The organism is Planktothrix prolifica NIVA-CYA 540, assembly GCF_963864145.1.
Classification (GTDB): domain Bacteria; phylum Cyanobacteriota; class Cyanobacteriia; order Cyanobacteriales; family Microcoleaceae; genus Planktothrix; species Planktothrix agardhii.
Window position 1 is genome coordinate 1,023,205 of record NZ_CAWLTW010000001.1, and the last position, 18,659, is coordinate 1,041,863.

Annotated in this window: 17 protein-coding genes; 5 read left to right on the forward strand and 12 right to left on the reverse strand. The window is 39.0% G+C overall.

The genetic code is table 11. The features are described 5' to 3' along the window. Positions 1-111: 111 nt before the first annotated feature. Both dacB and AC559H_RS04785 read right to left on the reverse strand, forming a co-directional pair. On the reverse strand, positions 112-1,542 hold the full coding sequence (gene dacB / locus AC559H_RS04780; protein WP_026793884.1) for a D-alanyl-D-alanine carboxypeptidase/D-alanyl-D-alanine endopeptidase: 1,431 nt from the start codon (positions 1,540-1,542) through the stop codon (positions 112-114). After that, complete coding sequence (locus AC559H_RS04785) at positions 1,539-2,729, reverse strand: lipid-A-disaccharide synthase-related protein (RefSeq protein ID WP_026793885.1); 1,191 nt, start codon at positions 2,727-2,729, stop codon at positions 1,539-1,541. Before AC559H_RS04785 ends, dacB begins: the two co-directional genes overlap by 4 nt. A 124-nt stretch (positions 2,730-2,853) precedes the next feature. Here AC559H_RS04785 and AC559H_RS04790 point away from each other — a divergent pair, with 124 nt between their 5' ends. From AC559H_RS04790 to AC559H_RS04805, 4 genes are all read left to right on the forward strand, one after another. Further along, the gene (locus AC559H_RS04790; RefSeq protein WP_026793886.1) at positions 2,854-3,606 is read left to right on the forward strand and encodes a 2-phosphosulfolactate phosphatase family protein; all 753 of its coding nucleotides are present in this window, start codon (positions 2,854-2,856) and stop codon (positions 3,604-3,606) included. Positions 3,607-3,675: 69 nt separating this feature from the next. Beyond that, positions 3,676-4,833: a RusA family crossover junction endodeoxyribonuclease gene (locus tag AC559H_RS04795; RefSeq protein WP_071782547.1), complete on the forward strand. Its 1,158-nt coding sequence runs from the start codon at positions 3,676-3,678 to the stop codon at positions 4,831-4,833. A 21-nt stretch (positions 4,834-4,854) separates the two neighbouring features. Continuing rightward, the gene (locus AC559H_RS04800) at positions 4,855-4,980 is read left to right on the forward strand and encodes an NAD-dependent epimerase/dehydratase family protein (RefSeq protein ID WP_173400989.1); all 126 of its coding nucleotides are present in this window, start codon (positions 4,855-4,857) and stop codon (positions 4,978-4,980) included. A 167-nt stretch (positions 4,981-5,147) separates the two neighbouring features. Further along, positions 5,148-5,330, forward strand: a complete 183-nt coding sequence (locus tag AC559H_RS04805; protein WP_026793888.1) for a hypothetical protein — start codon at positions 5,148-5,150, stop codon at positions 5,328-5,330. A gap of 144 nt (positions 5,331-5,474) precedes the next feature. Here the strand turns inward: AC559H_RS04805 and AC559H_RS04810 are convergent, their stop codons facing one another. Together AC559H_RS04810 and AC559H_RS04815 are read right to left on the reverse strand one after the other, a co-directional pair. Then, positions 5,475-7,595, reverse strand: coding sequence for a PAS domain S-box protein (locus tag AC559H_RS04810; protein ID WP_233422984.1), 2,121 nt, complete (start codon positions 7,593-7,595; stop codon positions 5,475-5,477). A gap of 350 nt (positions 7,596-7,945) precedes the next feature. After that, on the reverse strand, positions 7,946-9,232 hold the full coding sequence (locus AC559H_RS04815; RefSeq protein ID WP_233422983.1) for a ShlB/FhaC/HecB family hemolysin secretion/activation protein: 1,287 nt from the start codon (positions 9,230-9,232) through the stop codon (positions 7,946-7,948). A gap of 327 nt (positions 9,233-9,559) precedes the next feature. Here AC559H_RS04815 and AC559H_RS04820 point away from each other — a divergent pair, with 327 nt between their 5' ends. Beyond that, positions 9,560-9,895: a 2Fe-2S iron-sulfur cluster-binding protein gene (locus tag AC559H_RS04820; protein WP_036831757.1), complete on the forward strand. Its 336-nt coding sequence runs from the start codon at positions 9,560-9,562 to the stop codon at positions 9,893-9,895. 45 nt (positions 9,896-9,940) lie between these two features. Here AC559H_RS04820 and AC559H_RS04825 read toward each other — a convergent pair whose 3' ends face one another. The 8 genes from AC559H_RS04825 to AC559H_RS04860 all read right to left on the reverse strand — a co-directional run. Continuing rightward, a complete protein-coding gene (locus AC559H_RS04825; protein WP_026793890.1) occupies positions 9,941-12,757 on the reverse strand; it encodes a BPTD_3080 family restriction endonuclease in 2,817 nt (938 codons plus the stop codon). A 173-nt stretch (positions 12,758-12,930) separates the two neighbouring features. Beyond that, positions 12,931-13,539, reverse strand: coding sequence for a Uma2 family endonuclease (locus AC559H_RS04830; protein WP_026793891.1), 609 nt, complete (start codon positions 13,537-13,539; stop codon positions 12,931-12,933). Positions 13,540-13,776: 237 nt separating this feature from the next. After that, positions 13,777-13,953: a hypothetical protein gene (locus AC559H_RS04835; protein ID WP_155806208.1), complete on the reverse strand. Its 177-nt coding sequence runs from the start codon at positions 13,951-13,953 to the stop codon at positions 13,777-13,779. Positions 13,954-14,266: 313 nt separating this feature from the next. Continuing rightward, positions 14,267-14,392 (reverse strand): hypothetical protein, encoded by a 126-nt coding sequence (locus tag AC559H_RS04840; RefSeq protein ID WP_269147402.1) that lies wholly within the window; start codon positions 14,390-14,392, stop codon positions 14,267-14,269. Between the two features lie 216 nt (positions 14,393-14,608). Then, the gene (locus AC559H_RS04845) at positions 14,609-15,130 is read right to left on the reverse strand and encodes a hypothetical protein (RefSeq protein ID WP_026793893.1); all 522 of its coding nucleotides are present in this window, start codon (positions 15,128-15,130) and stop codon (positions 14,609-14,611) included. Between the two features lies 1 nt (position 15,131). Beyond that, positions 15,132-16,430 (reverse strand): AAA family ATPase, encoded by a 1,299-nt coding sequence (locus tag AC559H_RS04850; RefSeq protein ID WP_026793894.1) that lies wholly within the window; start codon positions 16,428-16,430, stop codon positions 15,132-15,134. Between the two features lie 10 nt (positions 16,431-16,440). Further along, positions 16,441-17,853 (reverse strand): hypothetical protein, encoded by a 1,413-nt coding sequence (locus AC559H_RS04855; protein ID WP_193372525.1) that lies wholly within the window; start codon positions 17,851-17,853, stop codon positions 16,441-16,443. 10 nt (positions 17,854-17,863) lie between these two features. Continuing rightward, on the reverse strand, positions 17,864-18,659 hold a 796-nt coding region (locus AC559H_RS04860), incomplete at its 5' end, for a DUF559 domain-containing protein (RefSeq protein WP_071783041.1).

The window sequence follows — 18,659 nt, forward strand, 5'->3', positions numbered from 1 at the left end:
TTCATTATCAACTCTTATTGATTATATTTAATCAATATTATACCAAACGTTGTTGCGCTTAAGCGCATCTTGATTGAAATAGAATAATAAGATGCGCTAAAGCGCAACAACTTAGGGACATGATTTTAATTGTGTTAATAGTAATACTATTTCATCAACTGCTTGTCTGAGTTCTTGAGGAGATAAGTTGCTTTGATTAATGGTAATACTAAAAACTAATGGTTGATAATTTGGGGATGAAATATACCCCGCTAAGGATGTAACTCCGGTTAAAGTTCCAGTTTTAGCTTGTATAATTCCTGTAGCAGAATTGTCTTTAAACCGTGCTTTTAAAGTTCCACTAACTCCCCCTATCGGGAGAGAATTTCTATATAATTCTGCATTAGAAGAAGCCGCCATAATTCTCAAGGTTTGTACTAATGTTAAGGGCGTAACTAAATTATTTCGAGATAGTCCTGAACCATCAAATAATTGATAATTATTAGGATTAATTCCTAATTTACTTAAAATTAATTTGATTTCTTTTAATCCTGATTCTACGCTATCGGAACGAGAATTTTGCGCCCCCAATGTTCTTAATAGAGATTCAGCAAAAACATTATTACTTTCCAAATTCAGGGTTTTAATTAATTCAGATAAAGGTGGAGATTCTACAAATGCTAATTCTGATTCTGGATAGGAAAAATTAGAAGAAATTGAGGTTTCTAATACTTTGATTCCAGAATTAATTAAAATTTTCTGGAATTGTTGGATAAAGTTATTGGTTGGTTCGATAACAGCCGCATAAACTGGTTCTGGTTCTCCATTAACTCTTAATTGTCCTGAAACCCTAATAATAGGTTGGCTTAAATCTCGTCCAATATTAACAAATTCCGGTTGATTTTCTCTAACAGTTTGTGTTTGATTATCTATTGTCCATCCCGTTGCTTGTTCGGGACGTACCCAGGTAACTTTTAATGGTTGTCCTACGGTTTGGGGAGATAGGATTAAATCTAGGGAATTTTGATTTAAGATTAAACTATTAATTGGTGCGCCATAACCCGCTTGTATGTCTTCCCATTGCCAAGTTGAATGTATGGGCGAACCCGTAAAATAACTATCTACAGCTATTAATTGATTAATCTGATTTATGCCTCGATTTTTTAACTGTTGGGCTAAATCTTGCAGTTGAATTTCTGTTAAGCTGGGGTCGCCTCTCCCGACAATATAAATATTACCTTGACTATCTCCATAAATAGAAGTTCTAATCCTAAAATTTGCTCCTAATTTTTGTAAGGCGGCGGCGGTGGTTAATAGTTTAACGGTGGAAGCGGGAATAAAATAATATTGACTATCTCGCTCATAAAGGGTTATATTTGTAGTTAGGGTTTCTATTAAAATTCCCCACCTAGAGTGTTGAAATTGAGGACGATTTGCGATCGCACTAATTGCAGGTTCTAGTTCCGCAGGACAAAGGTTTTTAGCCAAGGAATTTGTTTGACCCCAAACGGGTTGGGATAAACTTAATAGGGATATTAAACTACTGAATAAAAAATTTTTCATGATAATTTTCCAGAAACCGAGTTTCTAATAAACTGAGCAATTTTCAAACTTCCTCCAGGTTTTCCCATGCGCTGTTCTCCATTATTTAAACATAATTTTAAATACTCGGTATTTTCTAAGGTTTGCTTGACTTTTTGGGCAGTTTGATTTAAGATAGAATCATCCGCAGGTTTAGTTCCGATTAGTTGAATTGATAATCCTAATAATCTTAACTGTGCCTCGGCAAACCGATAGGTAAATGCGGGGCCATTCCCAGGAATTGTAATCACAGGTTTGCCCAAACCGACCGCTTGTTCGTTCGCAGTTCCCGCCATTCCTAGAACTAAATTAGCCGCGTTTAGAATATCGGCAAAACTATCAGAATAACAAATAACCTCTAAACCATTTTTATTAGTTAATCTGCCGTTTTGATGTTGCCAATTTAAACTTATGGCAATTTGATCTAATTCCGCCATTAAACTCCCCACCGCAGCTACCCGAAATTGAATTTTTTGGGAACTAATTTGATCAATCATTTCCACTAATTTTAACAGCAAGATTAAATTATTTCTAGCTTCAGGAATACGAGAACCAGGAAGCAACGCAATCATTAGGGATGCAGAATCAAGGTTTAAATTAACTCCCCTGGGAGTCAGATTATCCATCATGGGAGTCCCGACAAATTGAGCTTTTCTAATTCCTTGTTTTTGTAAATCCTCTGCGGTAAAATTATCACGGGTAAATATAGCTAAACAGCGAGGAGAATTAAGAAAAAACGGCAGAATTAACCCTAAATTTAGTTTACCTTCATAATAACTAGAATAGGCAGATAGAAAAATTATATAGGGTTTTTTTGTGAAATAAGCGATCGCAGCCACCACAATATCTCCCGTCACCATTAAAATATCATAATCCTTAGCCTGTTTCCAAATAATTTTTAATTGTTTCCCCAATAAACCAATTAAACCCGATGCAATATCCTGTAAAAAAACCAAAGGATTCATATATAAAAATCCTCCCGATGGCAAAGTTCGAGTCGGGGTCAAAATTGTAACTCCCAACTCTTTATAAATATTACCCTCTCCCACAATAGGAACGGCGGCGATTTTAATATTTGTATCTAAAGATAATAACGGCTTAATAATCTCCCCATTACAAGTATCCTCACCGTGACCATTACTTAAAAATAAAATTCGTTGATTATTCATAAAACCATGCTATAATTATCTGAAAGTATTCGTCAATTTAAGATTTAATTCATCTAATGATCAATTTTTGATCAATTTTTATGTAAAATGAAAACTGACAATTTTATCAAACATAACCCCAACCGTGAAATTTTTTGTCTATCATACTCCTGAACTAGCCCCTGCGAATGTTCTTCCCGACTGTGCCATCGTCGTGGACGTACTACGCGCCACCACCACCATTGCCACCGCTTTAAACGCTGGAGCCGAGGCGGTGCAGGTTTTCAGTGACATTGACTCGTTGCTGCAAACCAGCGAAAACTGGCCGGCCGATAAACGCATCCGGGTCGGTGAAAGGGGTGGGGCCAAGGTAGAAGGATTTGATTTAGGCAATTCTCCCCTGAGTTGTACCCCAGAATTTGTCAAAAACAAACGATTGTTTATGACCACCACCAACGGAACCCGCAGTTTAGAAAGGATACAAGCCACCCCGGTCGTCTTGACCGCCGCTTTTATTAATCGACGGGCCATTGTGGAATATTTGATCGCCAAAAGTCCAGAAACCGTTTGGGTATTAGGTTCTGGTTGGGAAGGTAGTTTTTCCCTCGAAGATACCGCCTGTGCCGGAGCAGTGGCCCAAAATTTAGTTCATGAAATGGGTTATCCTTTAGATGATTTTGCGGGAAATGATGAAGTTTTTGCCGCTATTTCCCTTTATTCCCAATGGCAAAATAACCTGTTTGAACTGTTAAATCATGCCAGTCATGGTCAACGATTATTACGTTTAGGGTGTTATGAAGACTTGCAGTATTGCGCCCAAGAGGATATTTTAGATGTGTTACCCATCCAAAAAGAACCCGGAGTTTTAGTTAAATCAGACATCAAAAAACAAAACTGATAATTTTGGATAAAAGATGCTACAACTTAACTGAATGGTCTGCATTAATCGTTATCTTGATTACCGTCGGTGAATCAAAAATTTTACCCCCATTCTGATTCTGTAACTTCCCCATTTTTATCAATGGGGGAAATTTTCTATCGCAGCCCCGTTGCACTTCAAAACTTTTATTTAATGTTATCTACCTATTTACAAATCCTCAGCGATTCTCAGCCCCCTTTACCGACTTTAGATGATTTTGCCCAACGGATTAATCAAGAACACAAACAGTGTTTAGATTCTCCACAAACCTCCTTAATTCATGGGCGGAATGCGGGAGAATGGTTGCTGCACGTTCAAACTCAATTCTCCCCGGAACATTGGCAAGTTTGGTTTCAGGAACATTTCACCTTTTCCCAACAAACTGCCACCATGTATATGCAAATTGCCAGGAAAATGCCGGGGGTAAATCCAGGTATTTTTTCCTCAACAATTGATTCTATTTCTCAACCCACAAAAACTCTAGTTATTCCAATTATACCATATTCTCAAGCTCTTAATTCAACGGATGAAGTTAAAAATATTTCTGATAAATCCTCTCAAATTCTACCTCCAAAACCCGACTTTCCGTTATTAAATCCAGAGTGCCATGTAGAGACGTACCATGTAGAGACGCGCCATGGCACGTCTCTACCGGGGATTTCAACTGAATCAACCACTACAATTCAGGAACCATTAGAAATATTAGAATCTCCTGTAACTCGGATTCAAATTAACCCTAAAGAGTCCAGTATTGATGTTGAATTTACTGCTATTAATCCCCCGGAACCTCCACCAATTGACCCGCCCAAACCCGATAAAAAACCCGTAGAAATTATTAAATTAATGATTCCTGGCGTTGTTGTTCCGAAAGCTCGTCCTCGGGTAACCAAAAATGGAACCTATTTACCGCCCCGTTATCGCGCTTGGCGAAATCATGCCGAAGTAGAAATATATCGGCAAATTTCAGAACAAAATATTACCCATAAATTTCCTTTACGCAAAGCAGCAATTGTGATTAAATTATTAGGAAATCATCGGACAAATTCCGATATTGATAATTTAGCAGGTGCTTGTTTAGATGCCTTAACCTTAAATGGTGCGGGGGTATTAATTGATGACCGTTTAAGTTGTTTACCCCAATTAACTGTTGAATTCGATCCCGATGCTAAAAAAACTGGGGTTTCCATTGAAATTGAACCGTTATAATTTTTTGATTCAAGTCTGAATATGAAAAGGGTTTTAGTTACGGGGGGAACTGGATTTTTAGGGCAGAAATTGGCGTTGAAATTACATTCTTTAGGTCAGGATGTTACTGTTTTAGGTCGTAACTTAATTATCGGCGATCGCTTATAGCAGGGAACAGCCCCCCAAACCCCCCGTGCACGGGGGGCTAGGGGGGGAGGGATCTGGGGGGAAAATACTTCACCGTCTGGGTTCCAATATCCGTCTGGTGTCCTAACTGCCTTGGCGATCGCTTACAACAATTAGGACTGAAATTTTTACCCGTTGATATTACAAATATGGAATGGATATATAAATACTTATTACCCGATCAAGAACCGCCTTTAACTCGTTATACTCTGGGTTTATTAGCCTTTAGTCAAACCTTGGATATGACATCGGCTAAAATTAAGTTAGGCTATGAACCTCGAATTTCGATGGAACAGGGGTTGGATGAGTTTGTGAGATGTTGGAAATTTTGATAGGATGCGCTGAAGCGCAACAACAAGCGACAACAAAATGATGTTAAAATTATTCCCTCCCATAGTTCTATGGATGAGTAAAATATCAAAGTATTGCCAGCCTCATCCCTGGTTGGTGATATACAAATTAACAATTACTAAAGTCTAATTCCCTAAAGGAATTTCAATTAAAAAGTTAGTTCCGGTTCCTAATACTGAAAAACAAGTAAGTTCTCCGTGGTGTTTATCCGTGACTAAATGATAGGCAATTGATAATCCTAAACTGGTGCCTTTTCCCTGTAATTGTGGGGGAATAAACGGATCAAAAATACTTTTCCGTTCTATTTCTGACATCCCAATTCCATTATCCGCAATCGAAATAGCCACGGTATTTTCATTCTCTAAATAGGTGCGAATGATAATCTTAGGTTGCTCCACTAAATCATCCTTAAAACTGGTGGCTTCTAAACGATCAATGGTGTAGGTAAGTAAATTCATAAACACTTGATTTAGTTGTCCCGCATAGCAACCCACTTTGGGTAAAGCACTATATTCTTTAACTAAAGTAATACCCGATCTTCCGGCTTTTGCTTGCAGACGATTTTGTAAGATTAATATTGTACTATCTAACCCTTCATGAATATCAACAAACTTCATTTGGGATTCATCTAAACGGGTGAAATGACGTAGCGATCGCACGACATCTCTAATTCGTTCAGCCCCAACTTTCATCGACTCTAACATCCGGGGTAAATCCTGCTTTAAAAAGCTCAAATTAACTTCTTCTATCTCATCGGCAATTTCAGGAACAATTTCAGGATAATACTGTTGATATAAGCTAACTAAATTCATTAAATCTTCAATATAATTTTTAGCATGAACAATATTTCCCGAAATAAAACTAACTGGATTATTAATTTCATGGGCAATTCCAGCCACCAACTGCCCCAAAGATGACATTTTTTCGGTTTGAATTAGTTGGGTTTGGGTGCGTTGAAGTTGAGTTAAAATAGTTTCTAATTCGGCTCGTCGTTTCGCTTCTTGTTCTTCACTTTGGCGTAATGCCTGTTCCATTTGTTGACGTTCCGTAATATCTAAACCCACAAAAACCGCCGCCGAACCTCGGTGATATTTTTGGGCGACAATCAAATAGGTGCAAGGAAGTCCTCGGACATTTGCTGTTAATTCCCGTGAACTTTTCCAATGATCTTGAGCAAAAAATTCATAGACAAATTGATTAAATTCTGGGCTAGTTTGGAGAAATCCCACCTCTTTCCCGATAAAGGTTTCCGCCGGAACATTGTAAGAATTAGCTAAATGGCGATTCACCCCTAAATATTTCAAATCGGAACTAATCCAAGAAACTAATCCGGGGACGGCATTTAATACCGCTTCTAATTGATCCTTGGAGGCTAAAATGGCAGAGGAAGTGGCTTTTTGTTCAGAAATATCATGGGCAAAACCACAAATTAAGGGCAAACCTGGAACTGAAACTGAACCTAATTCGGTTTCAACGGTTAAAGTGGGATCGGAGGACTCTAATTCTAAATAATTAATTTTAAAATTAACCGGAAAAATAGACCCGGATTTTCTTTGATAACTGGACTCAAAGGTTAATGATCCTTTTTGTTTCAATTCTTGGCAATATTCCTGCCAAACCACGGCGGTTAAATCGGGATCAATATTATGAATATTCAGTTGCAGTAATTCACTTTCTGTATAGCCCAACATCCGACAAGCGGATTGATTCACATAGCAAAAATTACCTTCTAAAGTCATCCAAAAAATAGCCGTTGCCGCCTGATCAAATGCCTTTTGAGTCAGTTTTAATTTTTCTTGTAATTGTTTTTGAGGCGCAATCACTTCCAAGTATAAAATTAACCCCCCAATCTCTCCCGATGCAGTTTGCCAAGGTTGCACTACCCATTTATTCCACTGAGTCGAACCCTGGGCTTGAGGGTGGTGGGTTTCCAGTTCCCAACGGGGTAATTTCCCCTCCAAAGATTGTTGGGCATTCTGATACCAAATTTCGGGTAAATGGGGAAACCATTGTTGATGAGCAGAACCGATTAAATTAATATTTCCTTCGCCATAGTCCTGTTGCCATTGACGGGATACGGCTAAATATCGCAGTTGCGGGTCAACCATGGCCATCGCCGTCGGCAGATATTCCACGAAGCGACGGAAATAATCTGGATCAGAGTGGTCAGAATCTGGGGCACCGAACCCAGTCCCCGGTGGGTCAGAAGGGTTGGAAATAGTAGTGGGTTGAACTTGTTTATCCACGATTTGACACTCCCTCCGTCAAAATTGGGTTAGGAAAACTCCATTTGTTTATACAAGATGGAAGATATTGATTCATTGAAATTTAATATTACCCTGATGAGGGGTCTTACCCTCCATTGTATAATTAATTGCCGGAGTTTGTCTATAAATTGAGCCTTTTTCCTGATAATTCCTACCGCATCAAGGTAATCTCAACCGGAAGTTATGCTTTTTTACTTCAATTAATTCTCATCTATTATACTGAAATTTAATCAAACAATTAATTCGACTTGACAAAGTTTGGGGTGAGAAAGCCCTAAAGGGCTTACTACGGGGGGGGGTGAGAAAGCCCTAAAGGGCTTACTACGGGGTTAGAAGGGTTTCCAGTTGAAAAGGAAATAAATCCCTTGTTCCTGTAAGCTGCGATCGCTAGACTCTAATTTAATTAAGGGAATGCCCCAGTCAATCTGTGCAGTTATCCGATCACTATATTGCCATCTTAATCCTAACCCAATTGATAATAATGTGCGATCGGGTAATGCCGATTCTCCGGGCGCATTCCAAGCTTGACCAAAATCCATAAAAGGTGTGAGTTGTAGGACACCTTCACCATTTTTAGTTCTCAAAATTGGATAACGCAATTCTGCGGAGGCAAATATCACATTATCGCGTAACAAAACGTCTTGACGATACCCTCGCACACTCTCTAAACCCCCCAGTCCCATTTGTTCTAAAGCTAGTAATTCTTGGTTGGTGAGTTGAACATCAGAACGGAGTAAAAAAATCGTATCGGGCGCTAATAAACGTACCCATTGAGCTTGACCGCGCCAGGAAAAATATTTACTATCGGGTTGATTAGAACTGAGGGTGGCATCGAATAATCCTACCCCGAAACTGAGTTGCGATCGCACCGCTAAGACCTGTTTTGGCCCCTGATTGGTATATTCTTGAAACAACCGCAAAACAGAAAGTCGGGTTTTTCCATCCTCCTCAGCCCCCCTAGACAGGGGAAAACCCACTCCTAAAATACTTGTATCACTTTCCTGACGGCCAAAGGTTAATCCTAATGCTAATTCCTCCGTTGGAGTGCGGATAATTGGTTGGCGAAATCGCAATTCATACGTCCGACTATTTGCCCTAATATCCAAATCGTTAAACGGCGGTTCAATAATTTGGCTATTAGTCGAGTTAAAATAAAATCCTAATGTGGCATTGCGAGATGTCAGGGGAAAGGTATATAAAACATCCCCAATACTACTTCCTTGGGTATTACTAAAGGATAATTCTAAGCGATCGCCCTGTCCCAATAAATTCCCTTCTTTGACTTCAATTCCCCGTTGCCAAGATCCCACCGCCGGAGACCGATTATTATTGGTAAATAAATTCAGATCAAAGGTTTTTGCCGTTTGAAATTCAATATTTAGAATACTTTCCCCAGGTTGAGTTCCAGTTGCCAATTCCGCCGAAATCGTTTTTACCACCGGATCAAGTTGTAGCAATTGTAAAGCCTGTAACAGATGGTTTTGATTAAAGGGTTTCTGAGTCACTAATTCTAACCGACTTTTAATATAGTTGGGATTTAAACGTCCTTTTCCTTTAATATTAATCTCGGTCACTTTCCCTTCTAAAATTGCTATAGTAACAATTCCATTTGTCAAAGGTTGAGCCGGAATAATAGACTTGAATATACCGAAGGCGAGAAAATTGCCATAGCAGGATCAATAATTTCAGATTCGGTTTAAACTGTTCTACGGGTAAACAATTAATCGAATTGAGAAGATTCAAATGGCGCATAAAAAAAGTTTTAAATTATGTTTTGCTTAAAAAAATATCAAGAATATGCTACTAAGTAGTTACACAAAATAAATTACCTAGTTGAGAAAGGGAACAGCCCCCCCAAACCCCCCGTGCACGGGGGGGGGGAGGGAACAGGGTGGAGGATGTGTAATTAATTTTGTTTAGGTACTTATCATCTTTTTATGACCATGGTTTATCAAGTCCGTCTGATTAACGAAGCTGAAGGTTTAGATTGCACAATTGCAGTTCCTGATGACCAATATATTCTCGATATTGCAGAAGACAACGGGATTCGTCTACCATCAGGATGTAAACAAGGAGATTGTTCAGCTTGTGTGGCTAAACTCCTCCAGGGTCAAGTAGATCAAAGTGAACAGAAATTTCTTCGTCTTGGGGAAATTGCCCTGGGCTATACTGTAACCTGTGTCGCCTATCCCCGTTCAGATTGTACCCTCATTACCCATCAAGAAAAGGTTTTATATCAGTCTTCTCTATATCATCGGTCTAGTTCTGATCCCGGTTAATTCTTCGATTTGTTTAGATAATATTTTCCCCAAAAACAAGTAATTTTATCTCGACTGAAATACAGTTTTTTCCAAGATTGGTCTAACGTCAGATGGATTTCTTGAGACTTCACGTTGCCAATAACCAAAGCCACCATGCTGATTAACAGCTTGAATCCACTGATCTAAAAATCCCCATTTAGCCTCATCTTGGCGAGTTGGTTGTCCTTTAGTTTCCAGAATCAATAAATTGCCATTTTTCAGACGCACTATAAAGTCAGGGCGATATTTGCGAACAACTCCATTAAAAATATAGAGAATTTCAAATCCCAGGTGATCGTTTTTTACCCAAGCATCAACATAGTCATTCCGATCCAATTCAAAGGCTTCGCTGGCTTCCCATGTACTATCAAAAATGCAACAACTAATATGGGATTTTTGGGTATATTCACAAGGTTTACCCGTATACCAAGGGCGCATATCAGATGTAGAACGGATGGGATGTTCTGGATCAAATACTGGTTCAATTACTTCTGTATTTTCTAAATAAATAGCCTGCCAAATATGTTGCACAATTTTACTCATATTGAGAGTAATCAGAATCCGCCGTCTAATTGCGTCCACACTAAATAAGGGTGGATTAATTTCGATGAAATCTGATTGGATAAATTCTTCTAATAATCGAATCAGCTTGGCTAGTAAGTATTCTCGATTACCTTGCCAACCGGGTTTCATCTGTTCAAATATATCCCTAGAAACTTCAAAAGCAATTTTTTGCATCCGTTGTTTTCGACCTAAATCTTCTAGGTCAATTGCCTTGATTTTTGTTACATCCGGTTTGCCATCGACACTCGGAGCGAGTTCTGCTAGGGTAATATTTTCAAAGGCATCTAACTTTAAAGGTTCAACCAGACTCAGATCGAGTTTTAGTTCTGGTTTATAAATATAATCAATGCGGACAATATTGGGAAAGCTTATTTCAAACTGCTGTTTTTCAGGATCGGGTTTAATTTCAGTCTTAGGATTAGGTGGTGGTGGTGGAGTTCCTTCATCAGATTCGTGGGGAAGAAAGGTAAAAGGAACACCAAAAATATTAACATATTCGGCTTCGAGTAAGTTTGTTTCTGGGTTAATATCATAAGCAGTTCTCCTTAAACCTCTACCTACAACTTGTTCGCAAAGAAGTTGACTAGAAAATGCGCGAATCCCCATAATATGAGTCACAGTTTTAGCATCCCAACCTTCAGATAACATCCCAACAGAAATAACATTTTGAATTTGTTCCCCAGGCTTCCCAAGTTGACCGACTGTATCAACTGTTTTTCGTAAAAGTTCTGCTTGTTCCTTCTTTGAAAGTTTGCGAATAGGTTCATCATCAGAGTTATCATCTTCGCTATTTTCTGCGGTGGTATTTTGTATTTCGCTACTTTCTTCTTGGGATTCTGCCATTTTTAAAACATTAGAATCAATATGTAAAGTGCGTTCTGAGTTACAGAGTTCTTCGATATGAATTTTGTGATGATCAAAAGCATATTTAATTCTAGCCGCAGTTTCGGTACGGTTAGCAATAGAAATCATGGCTGGTGGAACTTTATGCCCCGATTCTTGCCATGCTTTCGCAGTTTCTAGCCAATCTTTTCCGAGTAAAAGATAGCCATTAGCCAGCAAATCAGGGAGGGATTCATTAGGTTTGGCTTTACGATTGACATCATCATAAACTTCTGGATCTCGATAAAGATGGTAAAGACGGGATTTAAAGTCTTTTACATTCAGTCTGGAATCGTCACGAATCACCACGCGAGGGGTTTTAACTAAACCGGATTCAATGGCATCATTTAAGCCAAAATCGCTGACAATCCAGCCAAATAAAGCTTCTTCTGAACTCTTTTTTCCAGAGGGTGCAAAGGGTGTGGCAGAAAAGTCAAAACAGGTGATAATTTTTCTGGCTTGGTGAATGCGATCGAGTCCACCAACCCATTTTGTGGCCTCATCTAATTCTTCTTTACTGACACCTTTAATTTTGGATTCAGCAGGTATGCGCCATGCGTGGTGTGCTTCGTCGTTAATAACAACAATGTTGCTAGAATTGGCGATTTCTCCTAATACTTCTCTGGCGTAGGCTTCGTTACTTTTTGCACCCCGTTTATCAACTCCTTTTTTCTTCTTAATTTGTGCTTCTGTTTCCCAATTCAATGCGTGCCAGTTGCGGATTAATACTTTCCCTTGACGGAGTTTATCGAATAATCCCAGAGGAACAATATTGAATATTTCATAATAGTTATTTTCCGCAGATGGAAGCAGAACTTGTAGACGATTTCTAACAGTTAGTCCGGGGGCGACAATAAAAATAGCTTTAGAAAAACGGGTATCTTGGGGATAGGTAATTTTATTGATAATTTGCCATGCAATTAACATTGCCATGACGATAGTTTTGCCCGAACCTGTTGCCATTTTGGAACAGAGACGTTTGAAGTTTCCGCCATCGTCAGGAATATCAATGCCAACTTTTGTAGATGGTGGTGATTCTGTTAGCCAGATTAGGGTTTTTATGGCTTCTAACTGACAGAAAAAGAAGGGAAAATCCCGTTCTTCTGAATTATCCCAGTGTTCTAGTAGACGCTTGGTAACGCCTGTAACACCTGGGTATCCATCATCACACCAAGCTTTAACGCGGGGACGAATTTGATTAACTAAAGGAATCTCGACAAATTTACCAGGATCGTCGAAGGTTTTAGAGCTTTCGGAAGCGATAATATAGCCTGCGGGTCGTCTTCCTGCTGCTAGGTTAAATAAACGAGAATTGCGATCGTAGTGCCAATATTGTTTGGGTTCTTCGTAGGGAGAATTGATAATGAGTTGATTAATTGTAGTTTGTGATGACATAATGCTTCAATTTGTTGGACGTATCGTATCAATCAGATCGCATAGTTGGGTGACGGAGGGACAAAGGTTGAGGTCTTGTCAACTTATGTTATTTCAGTGAAATAAGACGGCTGGATCGAAATCTTATTATAGTAAAACGCTTTTTATTATAATAAGATTGATCGTCTGAATACTTACTCACCATTAAAAATCTGTACGGCGGTCAAATTCAATTCTGGAAAAACTACTGATTCAACTCTTTCATCTCCTCGAAACAGCTTAATTTGATACTCACCATCTACTAGCTGATAAACCGATAAAGTAGGTTGTTTTGGAGAACCAATATAACGGCTACCACCTAAACCCAAATAATCTACAATCCAATATTCGGGAATTCCTAATGCTTCATAATCAATCATTTTGTGTGCATAATCATCGCGCCAATTTGTGCTAACAACTTCAACCACTAATTTGATAGAATCTCCCTGAGTAATAACTGATTCTCTTTCCCATCGAGACTCATTCGCTGCTACGGCTTGTTTATCTAATATAATGACATCTGGATCGTAGCCAGAGTTATCGCTAAATTTAATTGTACATTCCTTGGGAATAAAGTAAGGAAGTTGTAGTCGCCTGATTTCTAAACCAAACTCGAACGCCTGAAAACCTGCGCTGGCTGAATGTTTACCAGTTGGATTTGGCATTTCAACAATAACTCCGTTATGTAGTTCATAGTGTCCGTTTTCTGGTTTCCATTCCAGAAAGTCATCGAAAGTTATTAACTTGGATATTGTTTGAGTCATTGGGAAAACCTCCAACTTTTTTTTCGGGTAATTAGTCTTTTAGTCTTCAATTTTAGTGATATAGCAATCCTATTTGAGTTGTGTTCAAAAGTCCTGGGCAAAAGGGAACACCGGAACACCGGAACACCGGAACACCGGAACAGCCCCCCCAAACCCCCCGTGCACGGGGGGCTAGGGGGGGAGGGAACGCCGGATCTGGGGTAATACTTCTGGCTGTTTCATGTCAGTATTAAAATGTTACAACCTATTTAGGATTGCTATAGGTAGATGAATAATTTGATCTTGATATTCATTATATTTATTTGTGGCTTCTTTATTGGTTAAATAATAAAGGATGCTTTCTATTCCTACTCTTGTCCCTTTTACTCGAATGTCATCATCGGCTAAAAATTCAAAATATTCTTCTATTAGCATGGTTTATTACTCCATTTTTGGTTTAGGTTTGATTGATATTCAGAATCATCGGTAAAACATTTTTTAATGAATTTTAAATTAATTCAATAATTGATTGGGAATAATTAAATCTATCATCTGATTTTTATTTAGTAGAAAGGTCGCCTAATCCACTATCGACACATCCGGCCTACTGTTTCGCTGCTTCATAGGCCAAAATCGGTTGTTTTTCCTCTGCTTGCTGTTTCTCCTGCTTTTTCGCCTGATATAGCAACCGCCAAGGCAGTTAGGACAATATATAAGCTGTCCAGCACCCCCGAAAGCAATCCATGTCCTAATCGTGATGGCGACTGCTATATCGCAAAAACTCAATAAATTCTAAAACAGTATCCTGTTGTTCTCCTGTTAGCGTTTCGAGGTTATCTAAAATTACATCTTTTTTATTGATAGCCAGAGTCATAGTTATATTCTCCACAATTAAATACCTAAAACCATTATAGCACTCATCTTCCTTCTGTACGATTAAATAGGCGAGAAGTGCGATCGTAGTGCCAATATTGTTTCGGTTCTTCGTAGGGAGAATTAATGATTAGTTGATCAATTGTCGATTTAGCACTCATAATCTTTGTCCATAGGAAACAGTCTTTTTAAAAGGTACTCATCTGTTTAAAAACACTTAAGTAGGTGGGCAATATTCGCTCCAAGCATCCTGGGAACTCATAAAGCGGAGATTTTTACATTTTACACCTTTCATTTTTTTTAGTTCTTTTTTAAGTGTTTGAGCATTATTTAAGATATCTATTTCATCATTCGTGACTAAATCGCAATCACTCAAGGCAGCAGTTTCTACAAGATATCTATCCACTCTTTTAGTGGGATCGTTTATAACTTGCTTCACAAAATTCCTTAGATTATCAGGTGGTTCCTCTTCAAGCAAGCACATGGATTTTTTATAAATCCAAATCTCTAAAATATATTTTTCAATACCTAAGTCACTTGCATTTTTAATTGCCTCACTAAGTTTATGAGCATATTCAGCTTTGATTCTTTCATCTTTGTCAATTTGTAGCTGATGCGTATCCTGAAGTGTCACTAGCAACTGACTGATGTGCTTGTTGACATTTTTCTCAGGATTCAAAAGGTGAACAAATACATTTGTGTCAATCACTATCGGTAAAAGTTGAGTCTCTTCTGACATTTTAAACCCCAATCTGAAGTGCTTCTATCAAATCCCTGCCAAAAAATTCCATTGGCAAACCCCTTTCAAAGCTTCCATCTGGGTTAATATCTAAGTTTTTCACTTTTACCACTTTATTTTCTGTATGGAAGTAGGCGATTGAAACATCTTCCGACTTTAATTGACCTTTAGAAATTAGTAAGCGAAGTCTGAGAATAATATTTTCGCTATGAGTTTCGATTAAAGAAGGTACTTTTCGTTGATTCCATAAATCAGCAAAAAATGAACCCATCTCAAGTTGTGCTGTGGGATGAAGTTGAGCTTCAGGCTGTTCAACAATTAAGAGTCGTCCTTTGTTCAATAAGGCTCCTTGTACAAAGATTGGTATACATTGACTAACACCAAAGCCAAAGTCTGCTAAATAAGCTTCAGCACCAGTTCTTTTGTTTCGAGCGCGACATTGAGAAATATATCCTTGCATTGAAGACTCAAACTTTAAATCTTCAATTTCTGCCACAGATTCAATATGTTTCTTAACGAAAGCTGATTTTTCACTACCTTCAGTCAAGATGCGTTGTAAATGTGGCATAGCAAATTCCCCCATGTGTCCAACATCATTTGGTGGAGGGCTGGCAAGAATAATAGCTCTTTCTGATTCTTCACGAATGGGAGAGAGGTGTTGAAACGAGCGAATTTCATATCGAAGACCTTGTAAAAATATGTCATCCAATGAAGTATTAATTAACTCTTTTGGATTGTCTGATTCTGGAGGAAATGATAAAAATCCTGCTCTGCGTAAATTCCTAGATTGAGCTTTGAAAATCTTTTTTCCATCAATTTCACCACAAACAGTATGAGTCCCTCGATTGGGTATTTTATTGTATGTAACAGAAGCCAAGATACTAAACAAGGCTAAATCATTGTTTTTGCGTGTATCCAGCCTGTCTATCTCAATCTTTAATTCAGCCCGATCGCCCCCTGGTTCCTGGACTAATTTACTTTTTTTAATTTGTTCTCTTAACTTTTGGATAGTAATTGGGGGTAAATCTTGTGTTTCTAACTGCAACTCAAACTTTAAAGAACGACTTGCATAATTGCTATTTTTGAGATTTTGAAAAGCTCCAAGATGAACGTGCCTACCTTCGGTTACTAAAAAAGCATCTTCACTTGTTTCAAGTGTTTGTCGCAACATTAGGAGAAACTTAATTAGGGTGGATTTCCCAGCACTATTAGCACCGATAAGAATAGTGATCGGTCGGATGCGAACATAAATTTCTTCGCTAAAAGCTCTAAAATTTTCTAGTTTGATACTCTTAAACATTCGTATTAGCTTAATCCTTTAAGTTAATAATTTTCAACGACTCTATGCCACGATCGTCCACAATTTTAACAGCAACGCGCTGATACTGGCCGATTTCAAAGGGCAACGAGACAGTCCCTTGATAGGACTCAATTAAATCCTCATCTATTTCGGCTTTGAGATTGCGGGCTAGGCGCGACCAAGCATCTTTTTCTCCTGCCATCGGGAAGAAAACCTGACGGGGGAAAATGCTTCTGCCATCATAATCAATATCTAACATCCAAACAGCTATTTTTTCCACACTGCCAGACTCAATATTTCCAGTCTTGGTATTATAATAATCGAAGCCGTGAACTTCTACTTCCCACTTGCCTGCATCCTCTCCTCTATTAATGCGACGCAGCGCAACATCAGGTTGACCAATTAACCAAAAACTCTCGTTACTAGCACGTTTTTTCTTCAAATCTTCTGTTAGTAAATCCGCGTTCATTTGCGCTTTTAATAATGTCACACCCGGCCAATTAGTTTCCTCGATATCTTTAGCAGCTTCCGGGTCAAATTGAAAGGCGGCAAAGACAATTAATTTCGGTTTTGGCACTAAAGTTTGTGCTTCTTCAATCGCTTGGGTAACTTGTCTTTGTTCTAAAGGTGCGTGTTCTGGCCCGAAGGAAATCACTACTCGCATTGGTTGACCATAACTACCGCCAGCTTCTTTTACTGTATTCGCGAGATTTTCTTCCCCTCGTGAACGGGGGGACTCAGGGGGGGTTGGTTTAGTTTCAGCATCGGCATGAAGCCAACGAGTGCCGGGTAAAGATTCGACTCTGGAGAATAAAATATATTGTCCGTTTTTACCGCGAATCCCCGTTTTTAGCAGTTCATCTCGCCATTCAGATTGTCGCAAAGTTTCGCCAGAACGGGCGATTGAATTATCAGGAATGGCTGGATTGATAATATCATCAATTGGTTTAACTGTAGGCGCGGGTACGGCTTCGACGGTGAAGGGGCCCGTAACTCTGGCTTTGGATTTGTCTAATAAAGGTTGATCGTAAAGTGTTTCTTGGTCGGCGTATTTATTAATCGCTTGTTCGATTTCTATGCGATTCATTCCTTCCCGAATTTCGGGATTATTGGCAATAGATTTAAGGGTGATATGAGGGACGGTTTTGTATTTGAAACCACCGCCTACCCCTTCTTGGGAATTTGCTAATTGATAATAGTCAAAGGTGGCGGTCATTAACCTTTGTTTGGCTAGGGTTATTGCTACTCTTGAAGTATCGCAGGTTATCCATCTGCGTCCCCATTGTTCGGCAACGTAGGCAGTTGTACCGCTACCGCAATTGTGAACTGTACAAACTTCAGTAATAAAAGAATGACTACCTTCAATCTCTAAATCATAAACAGTTTCAGTTGACCAACAATTTTCTACTTTTGCAATCTCCACACATTCAAGACTAATCTTTTCTACCCCTATTTCTCCTACTCTTACTCCCTCTCTTACTCCCCCTATTACTCCCCCTATTACTCCCCCTATTACTCCCCCTATTACTCCCCCTATTACTCCCCCGTACACGGGGGGTTGGGGGGGACACAAGTGCACTAAAAACAATATCTCCTGGTTTTAGATTACCCGCTTGAACCCAAGTTGCACCCTCAATTGATTCCATGCGGATGCGACATTGAGATTCAATTGCTAAACAAACTCCTTCTAAATTTTCGTAAATTTCTTTTGTCGTAAAGCGCAGCACATCAAGACCAAGACTACGCATAAAACTATCCCGTTGTCGATCATATTCTATTGCTTCTGGTTCAAAGTGGGTTGCCCCATCTATTTCTACAACTAAATGAGCATCTCGACTATAAAAATCAGCAATATATCGACCGATAGGATGTTGACGACGAAACTTAAATTCTAGTTTTTTCCCTCGTAAAATATCCCATAATTTCTGCTCAGGAGGTGTCATTTCTTTACGAAGTTTTCGGCGAAGTTCTAGGTGACTATAGGGGGTTGCTGACCAGTCTTGATTACCTCCTAAATTGCGCGGTCTAAGTTTTGCTAGTACGCGATGATCGGCTGTTAACCACATGGTTGTATTGTTGTTTTTACAGGTTAAACCGATCATTTCTCCTTGGTATTCTTTTTGGATCGTGCGTAGGACTCGGTGGGGTTTTTGGTCGTGACCGTAGACTAAAGTACCGGGTTGTATTTCTTCGATGGGAATGAGTTTTTCTTCCCCTAAATCTCCCGTG